Annotated in this window: 16 protein-coding genes; 5 read left to right on the top strand and 11 right to left on the bottom strand. The window is 68.8% G+C overall.

Annotation, left to right across the window (positions count from 1 at the left end; genetic code table 11):
* Window positions 1-5 precede the first annotated feature (5 nt).
* Together ADBZ6K_RS17125 and ADBZ6K_RS17120 are read right to left on the bottom strand one after the other, a co-directional pair.
* On the bottom strand, window positions 6-1,172 hold the full coding sequence (locus ADBZ6K_RS17125) for a GAF domain-containing sensor histidine kinase (RefSeq protein WP_526348777.1): 1,167 nt from the start codon (window positions 1,170-1,172) through the stop codon (window positions 6-8).
* The gene (locus ADBZ6K_RS17120) at window positions 1,169-1,846 is read right to left on the bottom strand and encodes a response regulator transcription factor (protein ID WP_526348775.1); all 678 of its coding nucleotides are present in this window, start codon (window positions 1,844-1,846) and stop codon (window positions 1,169-1,171) included. Before ADBZ6K_RS17120 ends, ADBZ6K_RS17125 begins: the two co-directional genes overlap by 4 nt.
* Window positions 1,847-2,015: 169 nt before the next feature.
* On the opposite strand from ADBZ6K_RS17120, the gene rpe reads away from it, so the two are divergent.
* Genes rpe through ADBZ6K_RS17105 form a run of 3 tightly spaced genes read left to right on the top strand, consistent with a single transcriptional unit; the run spans window position 2,016 to window position 5,379 of the window.
* Window positions 2,016-2,723, top strand: coding sequence for a ribulose-phosphate 3-epimerase (gene rpe / locus ADBZ6K_RS17115; protein WP_526348773.1), 708 nt, complete (start codon window positions 2,016-2,018; stop codon window positions 2,721-2,723).
* Window positions 2,720-4,693: a transketolase gene (gene tkt / locus ADBZ6K_RS17110; protein WP_526348771.1), complete on the top strand. Its 1,974-nt coding sequence runs from the start codon at window positions 2,720-2,722 to the stop codon at window positions 4,691-4,693. The genes rpe and tkt overlap by 4 nt, the downstream gene beginning before the upstream one ends.
* Window positions 4,690-5,379: an HAD-IA family hydrolase gene (locus ADBZ6K_RS17105; protein WP_526348769.1), complete on the top strand. Its 690-nt coding sequence runs from the start codon at window positions 4,690-4,692 to the stop codon at window positions 5,377-5,379. The genes tkt and ADBZ6K_RS17105 overlap by 4 nt, the downstream gene beginning before the upstream one ends.
* A gap of 21 nt (window positions 5,380-5,400) precedes the next feature.
* On the opposite strand, the gene ADBZ6K_RS17100 is transcribed toward ADBZ6K_RS17105, so the two are convergent.
* The 9 genes from ADBZ6K_RS17100 to ADBZ6K_RS17060 all read right to left on the bottom strand — a co-directional run bounded on the left by ADBZ6K_RS17100 (window position 5,401) and on the right by ADBZ6K_RS17060 (window position 14,694).
* Entirely contained in the window at window positions 5,401-6,150 is a 750-nt protein-coding gene (locus ADBZ6K_RS17100; protein WP_526348767.1) for a TIR domain-containing protein, read from the bottom strand.
* A 22-nt stretch (window positions 6,151-6,172) separates the two neighbouring features.
* The gene (locus ADBZ6K_RS17095) at window positions 6,173-6,892 is read right to left on the bottom strand and encodes a hypothetical protein (RefSeq protein WP_526348765.1); all 720 of its coding nucleotides are present in this window, start codon (window positions 6,890-6,892) and stop codon (window positions 6,173-6,175) included.
* 36 nt (window positions 6,893-6,928) lie between these two features.
* Window positions 6,929-7,783 (bottom strand): formate dehydrogenase accessory sulfurtransferase FdhD, encoded by an 855-nt coding sequence (fdhD, locus tag ADBZ6K_RS17090; protein WP_526348763.1) that lies wholly within the window; start codon window positions 7,781-7,783, stop codon window positions 6,929-6,931.
* Window positions 7,784-7,811: 28 nt separating this feature from the next.
* Window positions 7,812-8,048, bottom strand: coding sequence for a formate dehydrogenase subunit delta (locus ADBZ6K_RS17085; RefSeq protein WP_526348761.1), 237 nt, complete (start codon window positions 8,046-8,048; stop codon window positions 7,812-7,814).
* Between the two features lie 2 nt (window positions 8,049-8,050).
* Window positions 8,051-10,870, bottom strand: coding sequence for a formate dehydrogenase subunit alpha (fdhF, locus tag ADBZ6K_RS17080; protein ID WP_526348759.1), 2,820 nt, complete (start codon window positions 10,868-10,870; stop codon window positions 8,051-8,053).
* Window positions 10,867-12,429, bottom strand: a complete 1,563-nt coding sequence (locus tag ADBZ6K_RS17075) for a formate dehydrogenase beta subunit (RefSeq protein ID WP_526348757.1) — start codon at window positions 12,427-12,429, stop codon at window positions 10,867-10,869. The genes fdhF and ADBZ6K_RS17075 overlap by 4 nt, the downstream gene beginning before the upstream one ends.
* Window positions 12,426-12,899, bottom strand: a complete 474-nt coding sequence (locus tag ADBZ6K_RS17070) for an NADH-quinone oxidoreductase subunit NuoE family protein (protein WP_526348755.1) — start codon at window positions 12,897-12,899, stop codon at window positions 12,426-12,428. The genes ADBZ6K_RS17075 and ADBZ6K_RS17070 overlap by 4 nt, the downstream gene beginning before the upstream one ends.
* Before the next feature lie 135 nt (window positions 12,900-13,034).
* A complete protein-coding gene (locus tag ADBZ6K_RS17065; protein ID WP_526348753.1) occupies window positions 13,035-13,172 on the bottom strand; it encodes an MFS transporter small subunit in 138 nt (45 codons plus the stop codon).
* A gap of 31 nt (window positions 13,173-13,203) precedes the next feature.
* A complete protein-coding gene (locus ADBZ6K_RS17060) occupies window positions 13,204-14,694 on the bottom strand; it encodes an OFA family MFS transporter (protein WP_526348751.1) in 1,491 nt (496 codons plus the stop codon).
* A gap of 213 nt (window positions 14,695-14,907) precedes the next feature.
* Here ADBZ6K_RS17060 and fdh point away from each other — a divergent pair, with 213 nt between their 5' ends.
* Complete coding sequence (fdh, locus tag ADBZ6K_RS17055; protein ID WP_526348749.1) at window positions 14,908-18,177, top strand: formate dehydrogenase; 3,270 nt, start codon at window positions 14,908-14,910, stop codon at window positions 18,175-18,177.
* Window positions 18,177-19,151 (top strand): 4Fe-4S dicluster domain-containing protein, encoded by a 975-nt coding sequence (locus ADBZ6K_RS17050; protein WP_526348747.1) that lies wholly within the window; start codon window positions 18,177-18,179, stop codon window positions 19,149-19,151. Before fdh ends, ADBZ6K_RS17050 begins: the two co-directional genes overlap by 1 nt.
* The last annotated feature ends 58 nt before the right edge of the window (window positions 19,152-19,209 follow it).

The raw sequence follows: 19,209 nt of genomic DNA, 5'->3' as shown, positions 1-19,209 counted from the left end.
CTGAGTCAGAGGGGCAGGTCGACCAGTATTGTCGTGCCGCGCCCCGGCACGGACTCGACCCGAAGGGACGCCTCGATGATGGCGCAGCGCTCGGCGATCGAACTGAGGCCGAAGTGCTGCACCTCATCGGCGGCGCGCGCCGTCCTGGCTTCCTGCGGGTCGAAACCCTTTCCGTCGTCGGTGCAGCCGAACACGATCGAGTCGTCAACCCGGCGCAGCGACATCACGATTCGCTGTGCGTCGGCGTGCTTGACGGCGTTGGCCAGCGTCTCCTGGGCGATCCGGTACAGCGCCGCCGCGGCGTGATCGGGGATGTCCTCGGTCACCACCGCGGGGTCCACATGCACCTCGATCGACGGGCCGTCCTCGTCGTCGCGCGTCGCGGTCTGCACCAGCGACTCGATGGCCGCGACCAAACCCAGATCGTCGAGCACCAGGCTGTGCAACCCCGAGATCGCAGCCCGGGTTTGGTTGTAGGCGAGGTCGGCCAGCTGGCGTGCGTTGACGAGTTCGGCCCGGGCGCGCTCGAGGGACTGCGCACGGTCGTCGGAATCCGCGCGTGACGCGAGCTCCGAGACGGTCAAATCGGCCGCCGACAGGTGAAACGACATCGACGCCAGCGCGGTGGTCACGCCATCGTGCAGGTCGAAGGCGATCCGGCGCCGCTCGGCCTCCTGCGCGGAGACCGCCTGCCGGATGAGCTGGTCGCGTTCGGTGCGGTGCCGGTGCACGGCCCGCCACAGCTGGCGCGCGTGCAGCCGCAGCCCCAGCACCGGCCCGAACCGCTCCGCCGCCGCCATGTCGGCCTCGCTGAACGGCCGGTGTGGACTGCGGTGTGCCGCAAGGACACCGACCAAGCGGTCCTCGAGTCCCAGCAGCGGCAGACACATTCTGGCCACCGCCTGATGCGACGTCTCCAGCCCCATGACCTTGCGGAGCAGCTCGGTGCGCGGCGAATCGGATTGCAGCCGTACGGGTTTCCCGTTGCGTGCGACCAGCCCGGCGACCCCGAAGCCGATCGGGAGGCTCACCCGGTCCGCATCCGGGTGCGCAGGCCAGATGTCGGCGACCGTCAGGTTCTGATCCTCCAGGACGAACAGCAGCACGCCGCGGGCGTCGAGCAGGCCGGCGAGGTCGGCCGCCGACGGCACCGCGCCCGGGGTGAGGCTCAACGGAACAGCCCCTCGCGCAACGCGACCGCGATGGCGCCGCTGCGGTCGGTGACCCCCAGCTTGCGGTAGAGCCCCCGGATGTGGGTCTTGACGGTGTCCTCGCTGACCACCAGCTTGCCGGCGACCGCCTTGTTGGAGTGCCCGGACACCAGCAGCTCCAGCACCTCGGATTCGCGCTGTGTCAGCCCCAGGTGCACCCCCGACCAGAACTCGCCGCGGGACAGGTGCGCCGCCGAAAGCGCCACCCTCCCGGCCAGTCCCTGGTCGACGACGGTCTCACCCTCGCGGATCCGGCGCAGGTAGCTGACCAGCTCTTGCCCGTCGATGCGTTTGAGGATGTATCCGGCCGCGCCGACCCGCAACGCCTGATACAGGTAGTGCTCGTCGTCGTACACGGTGAGCAGAACCACCTTGGTGGTCGGGTGCTGCGTGGTGATCTGCCTGCACAGGTCCAGGCCGCTCTCCTTGCCGATCCGCACGTCGGAGATCACCACGTCGGGACGCTCCTCGGCCACCATCCGCAGCGCCACCGCCGCCGTGGTGGTCTGGCCTACCACCTCCACCTCGTCGGGGAAATGGACCAGCATCGCCGCGAGCCCGTGCAGAACCATTTCGTGGTCGTCGACGAGCACGAGGCGCAGGGGGCTGGGGGGAGCCGGATGCGACACCAGCATGGTGGCCAGCCTACGGCCGCCTCGGTGGCGTGTGGGGCATATCACCCGGTGGTTCCACCCCCGGGGTGAGTGCGCGGCGCCCGTTGCGCGGTCGGATGGACACCACCACGAACCAGACCCGGACCAGACCCCGATCCGAAAGGGCGCACCGATGACGATGACCACGCCTGTGACAGCCGTTGTTACCGACCAGCCGCTGATCGTGCCCTCGGTGCTGCCCGCCGACTTCGCCCGCCTCGGCGACGAGGTCGCCCAGCTGTGCGAGGCGGGGGTGGACCGGATCCAGTGGGACGTGATGGACGGCGTGTTCGTCCCCAATCTCACCTTCGGACCCGACGTCATCGGCGCCTCGCGCCGGCACAGCACCGTCGGGTTCGAGGCGCACCTGATGGTGGTCAATCCCGACGAACTGCTGGGCCGCTACGTCGATGCCGGCTGCGAGCTGATCATCGTGCACGCCGAGGCCTGCACGCATCTGCACCGCACGCTGGCCCGCATCCGCCAGCTCGGGGCGCGCAGCGGGGTGGCGCTCAATCCGCACACCCCGGTGGGTGTGGTCGAACACGTGCTGGGCGAAACCGACCTGGTGCTGGCCATGACCGTCAATCCCGGATTCGGCGGCCAGGCCTACATCCCCGCGGTGGAGGCGAAGGTCGCGCGGCTGCGCACGCTGATCGACGAATCCGGGCTGCCGATCGAACTCGAGGTCGACGGTGGCATCACCGACCAGACCATCGCCGGGGCGGCCGCCGCGGGCGCCGATGTATTCATCTCCGGCTCATGGATGTACGCCTACCCGGAGGGCAAGGCGGCCGCAGTGAAACAGCTTCGTTCCGCGGCGATCGAGGCCACGACTCCGAGAAGGGCAGCGCGATGACCAATGTTGTTGAACCCCAAGTCGTTGAACCCAAACCAGCTATCGATGCCGCGGACGAGTTCCGGCCGTCGGCCGAGACCGACCGGCAGGCCGTCGACACGCTGCGCTTCCTGGCGGCCGACATGGTGCAGGCTGCCAACTCGGGGCATCCGGGTATGCCGATGGGCGCCGCCCCGATGGCCTGGGCGCTGTGGAGCCGCCACCTGCGCCACGACCCCGCCGCCCCGGACTGGGCCGACCGCGACCGGTTCGTGCTGTCCGCCGGGCATGGTTCGGCCCTGCTGTACGGGCTGCTGCACCTGTTCGGCTACGACTTGCCCGAGGAGGAGCTGCGCGGGTTCCGTCAGCTGGGCTCGCGCACGCCCGGCCATCCGGAATACGGGCACACGCCTGGAGTCGAATGCACCACCGGGCCGCTCGGCCAGGGGCTGGCCATGGGCGTCGGCATGGCGCTGGCCGAACGCATGATGCACGCGCGCTATCCGGGGATCACCGACCACCACACCTACGTGATCGTCGGGGACGGCTGTCTGATGGAGGGCATCAGCCACGAGGCCGGGTCCTTCGCGGGCCACCTCGGCCTGGGTCGGCTGATCGTGCTCTGGGACGACAACGCCATCACCATCGACGGCGGTGTCGACCGCTCGTGCAGCGACGATCAGCTGGCGCGCTTCGCGGCCTACGGCTGGCACACCCAGGCAGTGCTGGACGGGACCGGCCCCGACGCCGTCAACGCCGTCGACGAGGCGATCGTCCGCGCGAAGGCCGACCCGCGGCCGAGCTTCATCGCGGTGAGAACGGTGATCGGCCACGGCGCCCCCGGCGTGGAGGGCACGGCGAAGGCCCACGGCTCACCCCTGGGTGAGGAGCTGCTGGCCCGGACCAAGGAGCTCGCGGGATGGACCGAGCCGCCGTTCGGCGTGCCTGCCCCGGTGCGCGAGACGTGCACCGAGCTGGCCGCGATCGGGGCCCGAAAGCACGCCGCCTGGCGTGAGGAGTTCGCCGCCTTCACCACCGCGGACCCCGAGCTCGCCGCGCAGTTCGGCAAGGGGTGGGAGCGCGACCTGCCCGCCGGCCTGACGGAGGCGCTGCGCGCCGCCGCCGGTGACAAGCCGCGGGCCACCCGGCAGGCCTCCCAGGCCTGCCTGAATGCGGCGCGTGCGGAGATGCCGGAGCTCGTCGGCGGTTCGGCCGACCTGGCCGGATCGACCGGAACCGTGTGCGGCGACGTGGTCACCCGTGACGACTTCTCGCGCAGCGCAATCGCTTTCGGCATCCGGGAGTTCGGGATGGCCGCGATCCTGAACGGGATGAGCCTGCACGGCGGGTTCCGGGTGTTCGGCAGCACCTTCCTGGTGTTCGCCGACTATCTACGCCCGGCACTGCGGCTTTCGGCGCTGATGGGACAGCCGGTCATCTACGTGTTCACCCACGACTCCATCGCGGTGGGCGAGGACGGGCCAACACATCAACCGATCGCGCACATCGAGTCGCTGCGGATCACTCCCGGACTGCAGGTGCTGCGCCCGGCTGACGATGCAGAAACGGCCGAGGCCTGGCGCCTTGCGCTGGAGCGGACCGACGGGCCGACGGCGCTGGTGCTTTCGCGGCAGGCGGTTCCACAGCTGAACCCGGCCGACCTCGATGGTGGCGACTCGGTGTCGGTCGAGATCGTGGCGACCGGCTCGGAGGTCGCGCTGGCCGCCGACGTCGCCGAAGCGCTGCGCGCCGACGGTTATGGCGTGCGAGTCGTCTCGGCGCTGGACCGCATGCGCTACACCCCGGACCGGTCCACCACCAGGGTCAGCATCGAGGCCGGCACCACCGACGGCTGGACCGGACAGGTCGACGTCGCCATCGGCATCGACGCGTTCGGCGCCAGCGGACCCGGCGAGCAGGTGATGGCCCATCACGGGTTCACCGAGCAGGCGGTCCTGCGCCGGATTCGCGATTACCTGGACCGGACATGAGCGGGCTGAAGGCCGTCATCTTCGACGTCGACGGCACCCTCGTCGACAGCGAACGCGACGGCCACCGGGTGGCCTTCAACATGGCGTTCCAGGAAGCGGGCCTGCCCGACCACTGGGACGTCGACACCTACGGCCGGCTGCTGCGGATCACCGGCGGCGCCAGGCGGATGGCGGTGTGGTTCGAGCGGTACGGCCGGTCACCGGTCGAAGCGGTTGAGCTCGCCGGCCGGCTACATCAGCGCAAGACGCAGATCATGGCCGAACTGATCGCCGAGGGCCGGGTGCGGGCCCGGCCGGGCGCCCACCGGCTGATCGACGAGCTCGAAGCCGCAGGCGTGCAGCTGCACGTGGCGACCACCGGCACCCGGGCCTGGGTCGAGCCACTCTTGACGGCGACCTTCGGCGACCGGTTCGCCACCGTTGTCACCGGCACCGAGGTGACCGACCTCAAGCCCAGCGCTGCGGTCTACCTCGACGTGCTCGACCGCACCGGCTGCGAGCCGGAACAGGTTGTCGCCGTTGAGGACTCCGCCAACGGCGTTCGGTCGGCGGTTTCGGCCGGATTGCGCTGCCTTGCGGCGTGCAACGCCTACACCCGCGACGACGACCTGTCCGGGGCGACGGTGGTGGCCGACGGGCTGGACGACCCGGTGCTGCTGTGGTGGTTGCGCGGCCGCTTGCCGTGATCCGGTCCATGGATATGCGGATCAGGTATCCGCCATTTCGCATTCGAGGCGGCCGAGAGGTGACATTCTGACCATCAGACGTGCCCGCGCGCCTGGGGCCACGGTGAATTCGACGATGTTCGACCGTCTCAACCCGTTGCGGCACTGCACGCGATGGTTTCCCGGTGACACCCTGAAGTGAGGCGAGGAGCCACCGCTCACCGCGGATCCGATCCCCTTTCCGTCGAGCACGACGCTGAATGCCGTCCCGCTGGTCCAGTGCCCGGGGTTGGCATTCACCACATCCAGGAAGGCCGAGGTGACCTGCCGCCCGCCCGGCCGCGGGGCGATCTCGTCGGCCAACTTCCTGCGCAGGCGGGCAACGTCGTCGCCGAAGGTGCCATCGGTGAGTACGAATTGTGGTGCTGCGACAAGGGCGTGCAGCGACGGGGGCAGGACACTTGTATCCGGTAGGGGCGTCGCATTGATCCGCAGGCACCAGACCGGTACGCGCGCTTCGAATGCGGCCTCGATCTCGAGCCGGACGGCATCGTCGGCGTCAAGGAGCGTGGATCGATACCAGCGCGGGCCGACCATCACCAGGACGATGTCGGACCCGCGAACCGCGTCGACCATGTCGCGGACGAAGTTGACCCCCGGTGCGATGTCGTCCACGTCGAGGTAGACCGCGTTGGGTTCGGTTCCGTCCTCGGCGGATCGCAACAACCCTGCCATCCACCCCGCAAAGCCTTCGGCGTCGTCGCGGCGATAGCTGACGAACAAGTTCAACATGATCCGATCCGATCCGGTCGCCTTAGCGCAGCAGTTCCAGGTTGACCGGATTGTTCCACGACAACGAATTGTGCGATGCGCGCAGACGTGCCGTCTGGCCGGGTGAGACCGTTACGTCCAGGGTGCATTCCCGCGTGGGCTTCCCCGTCGTGCGGAGCGTGACGGTGTGCCGGCCCGCGTCGACCTCGAAAGTCTCCTTCGGCCGGTTCAGCAGTTTCATCACACCGCGATCCTCACCGTCGATCAATACCCGCACGGGTCCGAAATCCTTGTCCAGTACCCACCTCACGACCCTGATGGGCGTTGAGATCTCGATTCGGGACGTCTCTTTGGCGGCCTCTCGCGACGGCCGTGCGAGACCGGTCAACAGCGCCGCGACATCGTCGCGAAATCCCTGGTGCGACAGCGCCCAGGCATTCATCTGACGAAGAGGTTGCAGGTGCTCGGGCAGGTCGGCCCGGGTGGGCATCTGTGCGCCGCGGAGCAGCAAGGGTACGACGTGGACGCCGCGGTCCATCGCCGACTCGATCTCGCGACGCACCGGGTCGTCCACGTGCAAGAGCCGCGAGTCGTCATCATCGTTGTCACGCAACCAGTGCGGGCCGATGAGCAGCATCAGCACATCCGCACTGCTGAGGTCGGAGACGAATTCGGCCGCCGGGTGCTGGCGTGCGATCTCGTCTTGAAGGCGGCCCGAATAGCCTGGCGCGTCGCCGGGGCGGGCGCTCAGGTGGATACGCATCAGGCGGCTTCCTCCCTGGTCGGACCTCCGATCCGCTCAGGGTACGGCGTTGCGCACGGCGGGAATGGCGATCTGCAGGCGTTCGGCGCCCGCGTAGACGTTCATCGAGTTGCCGCGCAGGAAGCCGACGAGCGTCAACCCGCTGTCGGCGGCGAGGTCGACCGCCAGCGATGACGGCGCGGACACCGCGGCCAGCATCGGGATACCCGCCATCAGCGCCTTCTGCACCAGTTCGAAGGACGCCCGGCCGCTGACCATCAGGATGGTTCCGCGCAGCGGCAGCAGCCCGGACCGCACGGCATGCCCGACGACCTTGTCCACCGCGTTGTGCCGTCCCACATCCTCACGCAGGCAGAGCAATTCGCCCTCGTCGGTGAACAGGCCCGCCGCGTGCAAGCCTCCGGTGCTGTCGAACACCCGCTGCGCCGCGCGCAGCCGGTCGGGCAGCGCGGCGAGCGTCTCAGGCGCGATGCCGAGCGGATCGTCGGCGACTCCCCACTGCGCGGAGGTTCGCACCGCCTCCAGGCTGGCCTTGCCGCACAGACCGCACGACGAGGTGGTGTAGAAATTGCGTTCCAGCGACGCATCGGGGGCTGGCACTCCCGGCGCCAGGACGACGTCGACGACGTTGAATGTGTTGGCACCGTCGGGTGCGGCCCCCGCGCAGTAACGGATCGCGGCGAGCTGCTCGGCCACCGACACCACCCCCTCGCTGACCAGAAAGCCCGCGGCGAGGTCGAAGTCGTGGCCCGGCGTGCGCATCGTGACGGTGAGCGCACGCCCGCCGACCCGGATCTCCAGCGGCTCCTCGGCCGCCAACGTGTCCGGACGCCGGGAGTGTCGGCCGTCGCGGATGCGCAGGATCGGCCTGCGCGCGGTCACTCGCCCCATGATGGGTTCACCTCCACGACAGGGCGGGTCACTCGCCGAGCAGTTCGGCGGGCTCCACTTCGACGAGGCTCGCCGCGTCGGCCACCAGCGCATCGCAGTCGCCCGCCGCCTGCGCCACTTGCATTTTCAGCCGGCCGCGCATCCGCGGATCCCAAAAGGTGTGGATGTGCCTGGCGATCGTGTGGGCGGCCTCCTCGGGGGGCACGTGGCGGAACTGGGCGGCGATCTCGGTGGCCAGCCGGATCTCCGGCGGTGTGGCGGCCATCGTCACCTCACCCCGATCGGCGGCTTGGCGGACTCGCGCCGCGCCGGGGCGGCCGCCCCCGCCGTGCGCAGCGCCACCTGCACCGCGGTGACCTTGTACTCGGGGCAGTTCGTGGCCCAGTCGGAGTTGTCGGTGGTCACCACGTTCGCGCCGCTCTGCGGGTAGTGGAACGTGGTGTAGACGACCCCCACCGGCATCCGGTCGGACAGTTTGGCGTGCAGCGTGGTCTCACCGGCCCGGCTGGCCAGCGTCACCGCATCGCCGTCACAGATGCCGCGCACCTCGGCGTCGTGCGGATGGATCTCCAGGATGTCCTCCTCGTGCCACACCACATTCGGGGTGCGGCGGGTTTGGGCGCCTACGTTGTACTGGGACAGGATCCGCCCGGTGGTCAGGATCAATGGGAACCGGCGGGTGGACCGTTCGGTGGTCGGGACGAATGTGGTGACCACGAATTTGCCCTTTCCCCTGACGAACTCGTCGACATGCATGATCGGTGTGCCCTCGGGCGCGTCGTCGTTGCATGGCCATTGCACGCTGCCCAGCCGGTTCAGCTTGTCGAACGACACCCCGGTGAACGTCGGTGTGAGCGAGGCGATCTCGTCCATGATCTGGCTGGCGTCGGTGTACGACATGGGATAGCCCATGGCGGTGGCGATCTCGCACGGGATCTGCCATTCCTGCTTGCCCGTCTGTGACGCCATCACCGGCCGTACCCGGTTGATGCGGCGCTCGGCGTTGGTGAACGTGCCGTCCTTCTCCAGAAACGATGTGCCGGGCAGGAACACGTGCGCGAACTTCGCGGTCTCGTTGACGAACAGATCCTGCACGACCAGCAGTTCCAGCGACGCGAGCGCCGCGAAGACGTGGCTGGTGTTGGGATCGGACTGCGCGATGTCCTCGCCCTGGACGTAGAGCCCGCGGAACGAGCCGTCGATGGCCGCGTCGAACATGTTCGGGATCCGCAGGCCGGGTTCGGAAAGCAACGGGCGCTGCCACATGGTCTCGAACACGGTGCGCACGGCGTCGTCGGCGACGTGCCGGTAGCCGGGCAGCTCGTGCGGGAACGAGCCCATGTCACAGCTGCCCTGCACGTTGTTCTGACCGCGCAGCGGGTTGACGCCGACACCGTCGCGGCCGATGTTGCCGGTGGCCATCGCGAGGTTCGCCATTCCCATCACCATCGTCGAGCCCTGGCTGTGCTCGGTCACGCCGAGGCCGTAGTAGATCGCGGCGTTGCCGCCCGTGGCGTACAGCCGTGCGACTGCGCGGACCTCATCGGCGGGCACCCCGGTGACCGCCTCGGCGGCTTCCGGGCTGTGCTCGGGCCGGGCGACGAAATCCGCCCACGCGTCGAAGCCCTCACAGCGGGCGTCGACGAACTCGCGGTTGACCAAGCCCTCGGTGACCACCACGTGGGCCAGCGCATTGACCATCGCGACGTTGGTGCCCGGCCGGATCCGCAGGTGGTGTTCGGCCGCGATGTGCGGCGAGCGCACCAGGTCGATGCGGCGCGGATCGATGACCACCAGCTTGGCACCCTCCCGTAGCCGGCGCTTCATCCGCGAGGCGAACACCGGGTGTCCGTCGGTCGGGTTGGCGCCGATCACCACGATCACGTCGCATTGGGCGACCGACCGGAAATCCTGGGTGCCCGCCGACTCGCCGAAGGTCTGCCGCAGGCCGTATCCGGTCGGGGAGTGGCACACTCGCGCGCAGGTGTCGATGTTGTTGTTGCCGAACGCCGCCCGCACCATCTTCTGCACCACGTACACCTCTTCGTTGGTGGTGCGCGACGAGCTGATCCCGCCGATGGCGCCCGCGCCGTGGCGCTCCTGGATGCCGCGCATCCGCTGGGCCGTGTAGGCGATCGCGGTGTCCCAGTCCACGACCCGCCACTCGTCGGTGATGCGCTCCCGGATCATCGGGTGCAGGATCCGGTCGGGGTGGGTGGCGTAGCCGAAGGCGAACCGGCCCTTGACACAGGCGTGGCCCTCGTTGGCGCCGCCGGCCTTGTCGGGCACCATGCGGACCAGCTCGTCGCCGCGCAGCTCGGCCCGCAGCGAGCAGCCCACCCCGCAGTACGCGCAGGTGGTCAGCACGGTGCGGGTCGGGATGCCCAGCTCGACAACGGCCTTCTCCTGCAGGGTCGAGGTCGGGCAGGCCTGCACACACGCGCCGCACGACACGCATTCGGAGTCGATGAACGCTTCCGCCGCGCCCGCGGAGACCTTGGATCCGAAACCGCGGCCCTCGATGGTGAGCGCGAACGTGCCCTGGATGTCCCCGCAGGCACGCACACAGCGCGAGCAGGCGATGCACTTGGTCGGGTCGAAGTCGAAATACGGGTTGCTGGTGTCCTTTTCGAGGTCGAGGTGGTTATCACCCTGATAGCCGTAACGCACCTGGCGCAGGCCCACGACGCCCGCCATATCCTGCAGTTCGCAGTCGCCGTTGGCCGGGCAGGTCAGGCAGTCCAGCGGGTGATCGGAGATGTAGAGCTCCATGACGCCCTCGCGCAGCTTGGCCAACTTCGGCGTCTGGGTGCGCACTTTCATGCCGTCGGCCACCGGGGTGGTGCACGATGCGGGTGTGCCGCGTCTGCCGTCGACCTCGACCAGGCACAGCCGGCAGGAGCCGAACGCGTCGAGGCTGTCGGTCGCGCACAGCTTCGGGATGTCCACACCCGCCAGCGCCGCCGCCCGGAGAACCGAGGTGCCCTCGCCCACGGTCACCGGCAGGCCGTCGATTTCGACGGTCACCGGCCGTGCGCCGTCGGGCGGGGCGGGTGTGCCCAGATCGCGATCGTTGGTCAGCGTCATCGTGTCGTCTCCTCGGGTCGGGGGGAGAAGTCCTCGGGAAAGTGCAGCAGGGCGCTGCGCACGGGGTTGGGGGTCAATCCGCCCATCGCGCACAGCGAACCCTCGGTCATGAGTTCGCACAGATCGCCGAGCAACGCGAGGTTGCCGTCCGGGTCCTGTCCGCCGACGATGCGGTCGATCACCTCGGCACCGCGCACCGACCCCACCCGGCACGGGGTGCACTTGCCGCACGACTCCTCGGCACAGAACTCGAACGCGAACCGCGCCATCGCGGCCATGTCCACCGTGTCGTCGAACACCACGATGCCGCCGTGGCCGAGCATCGCCCCCGCCTCGTCGAAGGCCTCGTAGCCGGTCGGCAGGTCCAGCCGCGAGCCGGGGATGTAGGCGCCGAGCGGGCCGCCGACCTGGACCGCCCGCACCGGACGGCCGGAGCGGGTGCCGCCGCCGTAGCGGCTCACCAGGTCGGCCAGCGAGATGCCGAACGCCGTCTCGAACACTCCGCCCCGCGCGATGTTGCCCGCGAGCTGGAACACCTGGGTGCCGCGGGACCGGTCGATACCCAGTGCGGCATAAGCCTTTCCGCCGTCGGCGAGTACCGCGGGCACGCTGACCAGGGTCAGCACGTTGTTGACCACCGTGGGCTTGCCGAACAGTCCGGTGATGGCCGGGATCGGGGGTTTGGCCCTGACCATGCCGCGCTTACCTTCCAGGCTCTCCAGCATGGAGGTTTCTTCACCGCAGATGTAGGCGCCGCCGCCGATCCGCAGGTGGATGTCGAAGTCGAAGCCGGACCCCAGGATGTTCGGCCCGAGCCAGCCCCTGGCCCTGGCGAGCTCGATCGCCGCCCCGGTCACCGCGGCCGCGTCGGGATACTCCGACCGAAGGTAGATGTAGCCTTCGGACGCGCCGACCGCGTAACCGGCGATGGTCATACCCTCCAGCAGGCTGAACGGGTCACCCTCCATCACGATCCGGTCGGCGAAGGTGCCGCTGTCGCCTTCGTCGGCGTTGCAGCACACGAACTTCTGCTCTGACGGCGCTTCGGCGACCGTCTTCCACTTGATGCCCGCGGGGAAGCCGGCACCGCCGCGGCCACGCAGGCCGGATTCGGTGACCTCGGCGACCACCTCGGCGGGCTCCATCGCCAGGGCACGGCGCAGGCCGGCCAGACCGCCGTAGCGCACGTAGTCGTCGGGCGACACCGGGTCGGTGACGCCCACCCGGGCCAGGCACAGCCGTTGCTGATCGCGCATCCACGGCAGGTCCGCAACGGCGCCAAGCGCCACCTCGCTCAGCGGCCCGCCGGTGCCGCCGTCGAGCATCCCGGCCGCGACCAGGTCGCCGACCCGGTCGGCGCGGACCGGCCCGTAACCGACCCTGCCGGCGGGGGTTTCGATCTCCACCAGCGGCTCCAGCCACAGCATGCCGCGGGTTCCGTTGCGCACCAGCCTGATCGGGGTGCCGCACAGCGCCGCCTCGCGCTCGATGGCCACGGCGACCTCGTCGGCACCGACCGATACCGCCGCGGAGTCCCGCGGCACATACACGGTTGTCATGACCCCTCCGTTCGCACAAGTTCGACCAGCCGATCCCGACTCAGCAAGCCGTACACCCGGCCGTTGATCGATGCGGACGGGCCGAGCGCGCAATTGCCGAGGCAGAACACCTGATCGAGCGTGGTCGCACCGTCGGGGGTGGTTTGGCCTGCCTTGACGCCCAACACCTGCTCGACCGCGCTCATCAGCTGTTCGGCTCCCACCGATTGGCACGCCTCGGCCCGGCACAGCTGGACCGTCGTGCGGCCCGCGGGCTCGGACCGAAAATCCCGGTAGAACGTGACGACCCCGTGCACGTCGGCGCGTGACAGGTTCAGCTCCTGCGCCAGCAACGGGACCACGTCGGGATCGATGTAACCGAGCCGCTCCTGCAGATCGTGCAGGATCACCAGGAGCGGCCCGCGCAGGTGTCGATGCGCATCGACGACGGTGTGGACCAGCTCGGGCAGGTCATCGGTCGCATATTTCATGAAGCGCTCTCTTTCGTTCGTGCACGGGCGGCCGCGCACCGGCCGCATGCTGGGGCTGGATGCCCGGGTGCCGCTGCGCTCGGGGACGGGCGCGGCACCCGGGCCATTCAGTCAGCCCATCGGTCAGCTCATCAGTCAGCCACTGAAGAGCTGCAGCGCAGCCTTGACGGCGTTGAAGACGCCGTAGGACAAGGGAATTCCCACCAGCAACCAGGCGACGGTGATCTCCGCCTTGTACTTTCCGGGCGTGTGTGGTGCGGCGGATTCAGCCATGGTCGGCACTCCTTTTCGGATTCGGGGCGGGTCAGCTCGGACGGCGGTCTCGTAACCGGGTGTCCACGGCGGCGAGGTGCTCTTCCTCCACGAACGGGATGTCCTCCGGCTCCACCGCGCAATCCTCGGCGCTGGTGCCGATTCGGTGCGCGGCGTCCACCGCGTCGACGACCGGTGTCGTCTCGTGCCAGCGCTCGGAGACCGGCCGGATCAGCAGGTTGGCGACGAAGCCGATGACCAGGACGCCGACCATGGTGAACAGGGCGGGCTTGTAGTTGGCGGCGACGAGCTCGCCCGGTGTGCCCTGGGTGTCGAGGATGCCGTTGACGATCAGTGGCCCGAGGATGCCCGCGGTCGACCACGCGGTCAGCAGGCGCCCATGGATCGCACCCACCTGATACGTCCCGAACAGGTCGCGCAGGTAGGCCGGGACGGTGGCGAAGCCGCCGCCGTAGAACGAGATGATCAGGACGCAGAGCAGGACGAACAGCGCCGTCGACGTGTCTCCCATGAAGGCGAGCAGCGCGTAGAGCGCCATGCCGCCGCCGAGATACATCATGTAGGTCGGTTTGCGCCCGAGGACGTCCGATGTGGACGACCAGCCGATGCGCCCGGCCATGTTGGCCACCGACAGCAGGCCGACGAATCCGGCGGCGGCGGCCACGGTGACCGTCGAGCTGCCCCCGGCGCGGAAGAAGTCCTGGATCATGTCGGCGGCCTGCTCGAGGATTCCGATACCTGCGGTGACATTGCACAGCAGCACCGTCCACAACAGCCAGAACTGCGGCGTCTTGATCGCGTTCTTGGCCGAGACGTTGGACGTGGTGACCATCGCTTTGGTCTTGACTCTGCTCGGGTCGAAATGGGGAGGCTGCCAGCCGGGTGCGGGTACCCGGACGGTGAAGACGCCCAGCATCATCAACACGAAGTAGGTCACGCCCAAGGTGAGGAACAGCTTCATGACGGCGTCGCCCGCGGGGATCGCGGCGCCGCCACCGTAAGTCGACAGCAGCTGGCGGGACAGCGGCGCGGCGACCATGGCGCCGCCTCCGAATCCCATGATCGCCATGCCGGTGGCCAGGCCGGGCCGGTCGGGGAACCACTTCATCAATGTCGATACGGGAGAGATGTAGCCGATGCCGAGGCCGACGCCGCCGATGAACCCGTAACCCAGGTACACCAGCCAGAGCTGGCCCGCGGCGATACCTATGGCCGCGACGAGGAACCCGGATCCCCAGCAGCATGCCGCGGTGAACATCGCCTTGCGCGGACCGACCCGGTCTACCCAGGTCCCGAAGACCGCCGCGGACACGCCGAGCATGACGATCGCGATCGAGAACACCACGCCGATAGCGGTCAGGCTGGTGTCGAAATGCTCGCGCAACGATTCCTTGTACACGCTGGTGGCGTATACCTGGCCGATACACAGGTGGACGGCCAGTGCAGCCGGGGGAATCAGCCACCTGCTGTAGCCCGGTGGGGCCACGGTGTGCTGTCTGTCCAGAAACGATAGCGCGGCCATTGCGCACCTCCCTGAGGTTGTGATGGGCACGATCAAGACATGAGGGGAGCCGACCCGAAGGTTGGGAACGCGATTCGTGCGCTCCCCAGGAGCACACCAGCACCGGCCGCGTCGGAGATCACCCCGCGGGGTGAGCACATAGGGTGATGGCGCCCCCGATTGACCGCACGGACATCATCAGGCGGGCCGTGTCGACGGACTACCCTCGACATCATGGCTGGCCCGAGATCCTTCCCGTCCTTTCTCGAATGGCCCGTGCTGCGTCAATTCCGCTCCGGCGACGTGTTCGGCCGGGGACCCGCGGTGACGTCCAAACAGACCCGTGCCATCGCGCCGCGCACGTCGACGGCCGACCGGGTCGTCCAAAGCGTGTGCCCGTACTGCGCCGTGGGTTGCGGCCAGCGGGTGTACGTCAAGGACGAGAAAGTCGTGCAGATCGAGGGCGACCCGGATTCGCCGATCTCGCGCGGCCGGCTCTGCCCCAAAGGGTCGGCGAGCGAGCAGCTGGTCAACTCGCCGGGCAGGCAGACTCAGGTGCTCTACCGGGCGCCGCGGTCCACCGAGTGGCGCCACCTCGACCTCAACACTGCGATCGACATGGTGGCCGACCGGTTCATCGAGGCCCGCCGCAACGGTTGGCAGGACATCGACAAGGACGGCAACCTGCTGCGCCGAACCATGGCCATCGCCGCGCTCGGTGGCGCGACCCTGGACAACGAAGAGAACTACGTCATCAAGAAGCTCTTCACCGCCGCGGGAGCCATCCAGATCGAGAACCAGGCCCGTATTTGACACTCTGCCACGGTTCCCGGTCTGGGAACCTCCTTCGGGCGCGGCGGCGCCACCCAATCACTGCAGGACATGGCCAATGCGGACCTCATCGTCATCGAGGGTTCAAACATGGCCGAATGCCACCCGGTGGGCTTCCAGTGGGTCGAAGAGGCGAAGTTGCGCGGCGCCAAGGTGATTCACATCGACCCACGGTTCACCAGGACCTCGGCGGTGTCCGACAAGCACATCCCGATCCGGGCAGGCTCGGACGTGGTGCTGCTCGGTGCGCTGATCAATCACGTGCTCACCCATGACCTTTGGTTCACGGAGTACGTCCTGGCCTACACCAACGCCGCGACCCTGATCAACGAGAACTACCGCGACGCCGAGGACCACGGCGGACTGTTCTCCGGCTTCGACCCGGACACCGGACGGTACGACCCGTCGACATGGGCGTACGCCGGCCACGACGGCAACCGTGCCGACGAGCCCGTCGACACCGCGGCCGCGGAGGCCCGCGGCAGCGGCGGCGCGCCACTCGAACACGCCCGGGTGCTGCGCGACGACACGCTGCAGCATCCGCGCACGGTGTTCCAGATCCTCAAGCGGCACTACGCCCGCTACACCCCGGAGATGGTGCGGGACGTCTGCGGTATCTCCCTGGCGGACTTCACCTATCTCGCCGAGGCGCTCGTCGAGAACTCGGGCCGCGAACGCACCACCTGCTTCGCCTATGCGCTGGGCTGGACCCAGCACTCGCTGGGCGCGCAGTTCATCCGGGCCTCGACGATCCTGCAGTTGCTGCTGGGCAACATCGGCCGTCCCGGCGGCGGCATCATGGCGCTGCGCGGCCACGCCAGCATCCAGGGCTCCACCGACATCCCGACCCTGTTCAATCTACTGCCCGGTTACCTGCCGATGCCGAAGGCCGGTGAGCACAACACCCTGCGGCAGTACCTGGATGCGGTGTCGTCGAAGGACCAGAAGGGGTACTGGGCCAATGCCGACGCCTACCTGATCAGTCTGCTCAAGGCGTGGTGGGGTGACGCGGCGACCGAGGACAACGATTGGGCCTACGACTACCTGCCGCGGCTGACCGGCCCGCACGGCACCTACCAGACCGTCATGTCCATGCTCGACGACTCGGTCGACGGCTACTTCCTGTTGGGCCAGAACCCGGCTGTCGGGTCGGCTCACGGCCGGCTGCAGCGCCTCGGCATGGCGCATCTCAAATGGCTGGTGGTCCGTGACCTGAACATGATCGAGTCGGCCACCTGGTGGAAGGACGGCCCCGAAATCGCCTCGGGTGAACTGAAAACCGAGGAGATCGAGACCGAGGTGTTCTTCTTCCCCGCCGCCACGCACGTCGAGAAGGCGGGCACGTTCACCCAGACCCAGCGGCTGCTGCAGTGGCGGCATCAGGCCGTCGCGCCGCCCGGCGACTGCCAGAGCGAACTACAGTTCTTCGTCGACCTGGGCAACCGGATCCGGGCCCGGCTGGCCGGGTCGACGGACGAGCGCGACCGGCCGCTTTTGGAACTGGCCTGGGACTATCCCGTCGACGAGCACGGTGAGGCCGATTCGCATGCGGTGCTGGCCGAGATCAACGGCTACCACCTCGCAGGCCCCGACGCGGGCAGGACGCTCTCGGCGTACACGGAGATGCGCGCCGACGGGTCGACGTCGGGCGGTTGCTGGATCTACACCGGGGTGTACGCCGACGGCGTCAACCAATCGGAGCGGCGCGTCCCGCGCGGCGGCCCGACGCCGGCCCAGGTGGAGTGGGGTTGGGCCTGGCCCGCCGATCGGCGCATCCTGTACAACCGTGCGTCGGCCGATCCCGACGGCAGGCCGTGGAGCGAGCGCAAACGACTGGTGTGGTGGGACGAAGACCAGCGCCGCTGGACCGGCGACGACGTCCCCGACTTCCCCGCAGACCGCGCACCGGATGCGCGCCCCGACCCGTCGGTGGGCGGGCCGGAGGGGCTGGCGGGTGATGACGCGTTCATCATGCAGCCCGACGGCAAGGCATGGCTGTTCGCGCCCAAGGGAATGGTCGACGGTCCGCTGCCCACGCACTACGAAGCGCAGGAGTCGCCCGTCGCCAACGCGCTGTACCCGCAGCAGCAGAACCCGTCGCGAGTCCTGTTCCCGCGCAAGGACAATCTGTGGGCACCAAGTGCGGGCGAACCCGGCTGGGACGTCTACCCGTATGTGTTCACCACCTACCGGCTCACCGAACACCACACCGCGGGCGGCATGAGCCGCTGGCTGCCGTATCTGGCCGAACTGCAGCCGGAGATGTTCTGCGAGGTGTCCCCGGAGCTGGCCGCCGAACGCGGGCTTGAGCCCTACGGGTGGGCGACGCTCATCTCGGCGCGGTCGGCCATCGAGGCCAGGGTGCTGGTCACCGAGCGGATGACACCGCTGGTCATCGGCGGTCGCACGGTGCATCAGATCGGATTGCCGTATCACTGGGGTGTGGGCAGTGACGCGGTCGTCAGCGGTGACGCCGCCAACGACCTGCTCGGGGTGACACTGGACCCGAACGTGCAGATCCAGGAGTCCAAGGTGGCCTCATGCGACATCATCCCGGGCAGGCGCCCGCAGGGTGACGACCTGCTGCGGCTGATCGCCGAGTATCAATCGCGGGCGGGTTCCACCGTGGAGACCGGCAACGCGAGGATCACCGACCCGAACCGGGAGGGCTGATGGGCCAGCTGTCCGGACCGACCGACCCCGCCACCGATGCGCGCTGGCCCGAACATGTCGCGCGCAAGGGGTTTTTCACCGATACGTCGATCTGCATCGGCTGCAAGGCGTGCGAGGTGGCGTGCAAGGAGTGGAACCGCAACCCGCTGGACGGCAATCTGCAGATCCTCGGGTCGTCGTATGACAACACCGGCGAGTTGGGGGCCAGCACCTGGCGGCATGTCGCCTTCATCGAGCAGGGTGGCGACCGGATCGCACAGGCCCGCGAATCCGGAAGGGCGCTGGTCAATCTGGGCATACCGGCCGTCGGCGCCGCAAAGGTCGACACCACCCCGCCGGACACCCCGGAGTTCCGTTGGCTGATGGCGTCGGACGTGTGCAAACACTGCACCCACGCGGGCTGCCTCGACGTCTGCCCGACCGGCGCCCTGTTCCGCACCGAGTTCGGGACCGTCGTCGTGCAGCACGACGTCTGCAACGGCTGCGGCACGTGTGTGGCGGGCTGCCCGTTCGGGGTCGTGGAACGCCGCCGCGACGGCACCGTAGAGACTCCTGCCACCCGCGCCCAGCGTACGGCGCACGTCCCGAACGTCCCCAATGTCGGTGTGGCCCAGAAGTGCACGTTGTGCTACGACCGCCTCGTCGACGACCAGATCCCGGCCTGCGCCCAGACCTGCCCGACGACCTCGATCAAGTTCGGCGACCACGACGATCTCGTGGAGATGGCCCGCGAACGGGTGGCCGAGCTGCATGCCCGCGGTATGACCGAGGCCCGGCTGTACGGCGTCAACGAACACGACGGCGTCGGCGGTACCGGCTCGGTGTTCCTGCTACTCGACGAGCCGGAGGTGTACGGTCTGCCGCCCGACCCGCGGGTGTGCACCGCCGACTTGATGCAGATGTTCAAGCGGGCGGGAATGGCGGCGACGGGAATGGTGGCCGCGGCGGCGCTCGCCTTCTGGAGGAGCCGGTGATGAGCGCTTGCGCCGCGACGAGCGCTCGCGCGAGGAGCCATCGAGCGAAGAGCGGACG

It is taken from the genome of Mycobacterium sp. (assembly GCF_044223235.1).
Taxonomy (GTDB): Bacteria; Actinomycetota; Actinomycetes; order Mycobacteriales; family Mycobacteriaceae; genus Mycobacterium.
The sequence above is the reverse complement of the archived record's forward strand: the minus strand, read 5'-3'. Positions and strand labels throughout refer to the sequence as shown.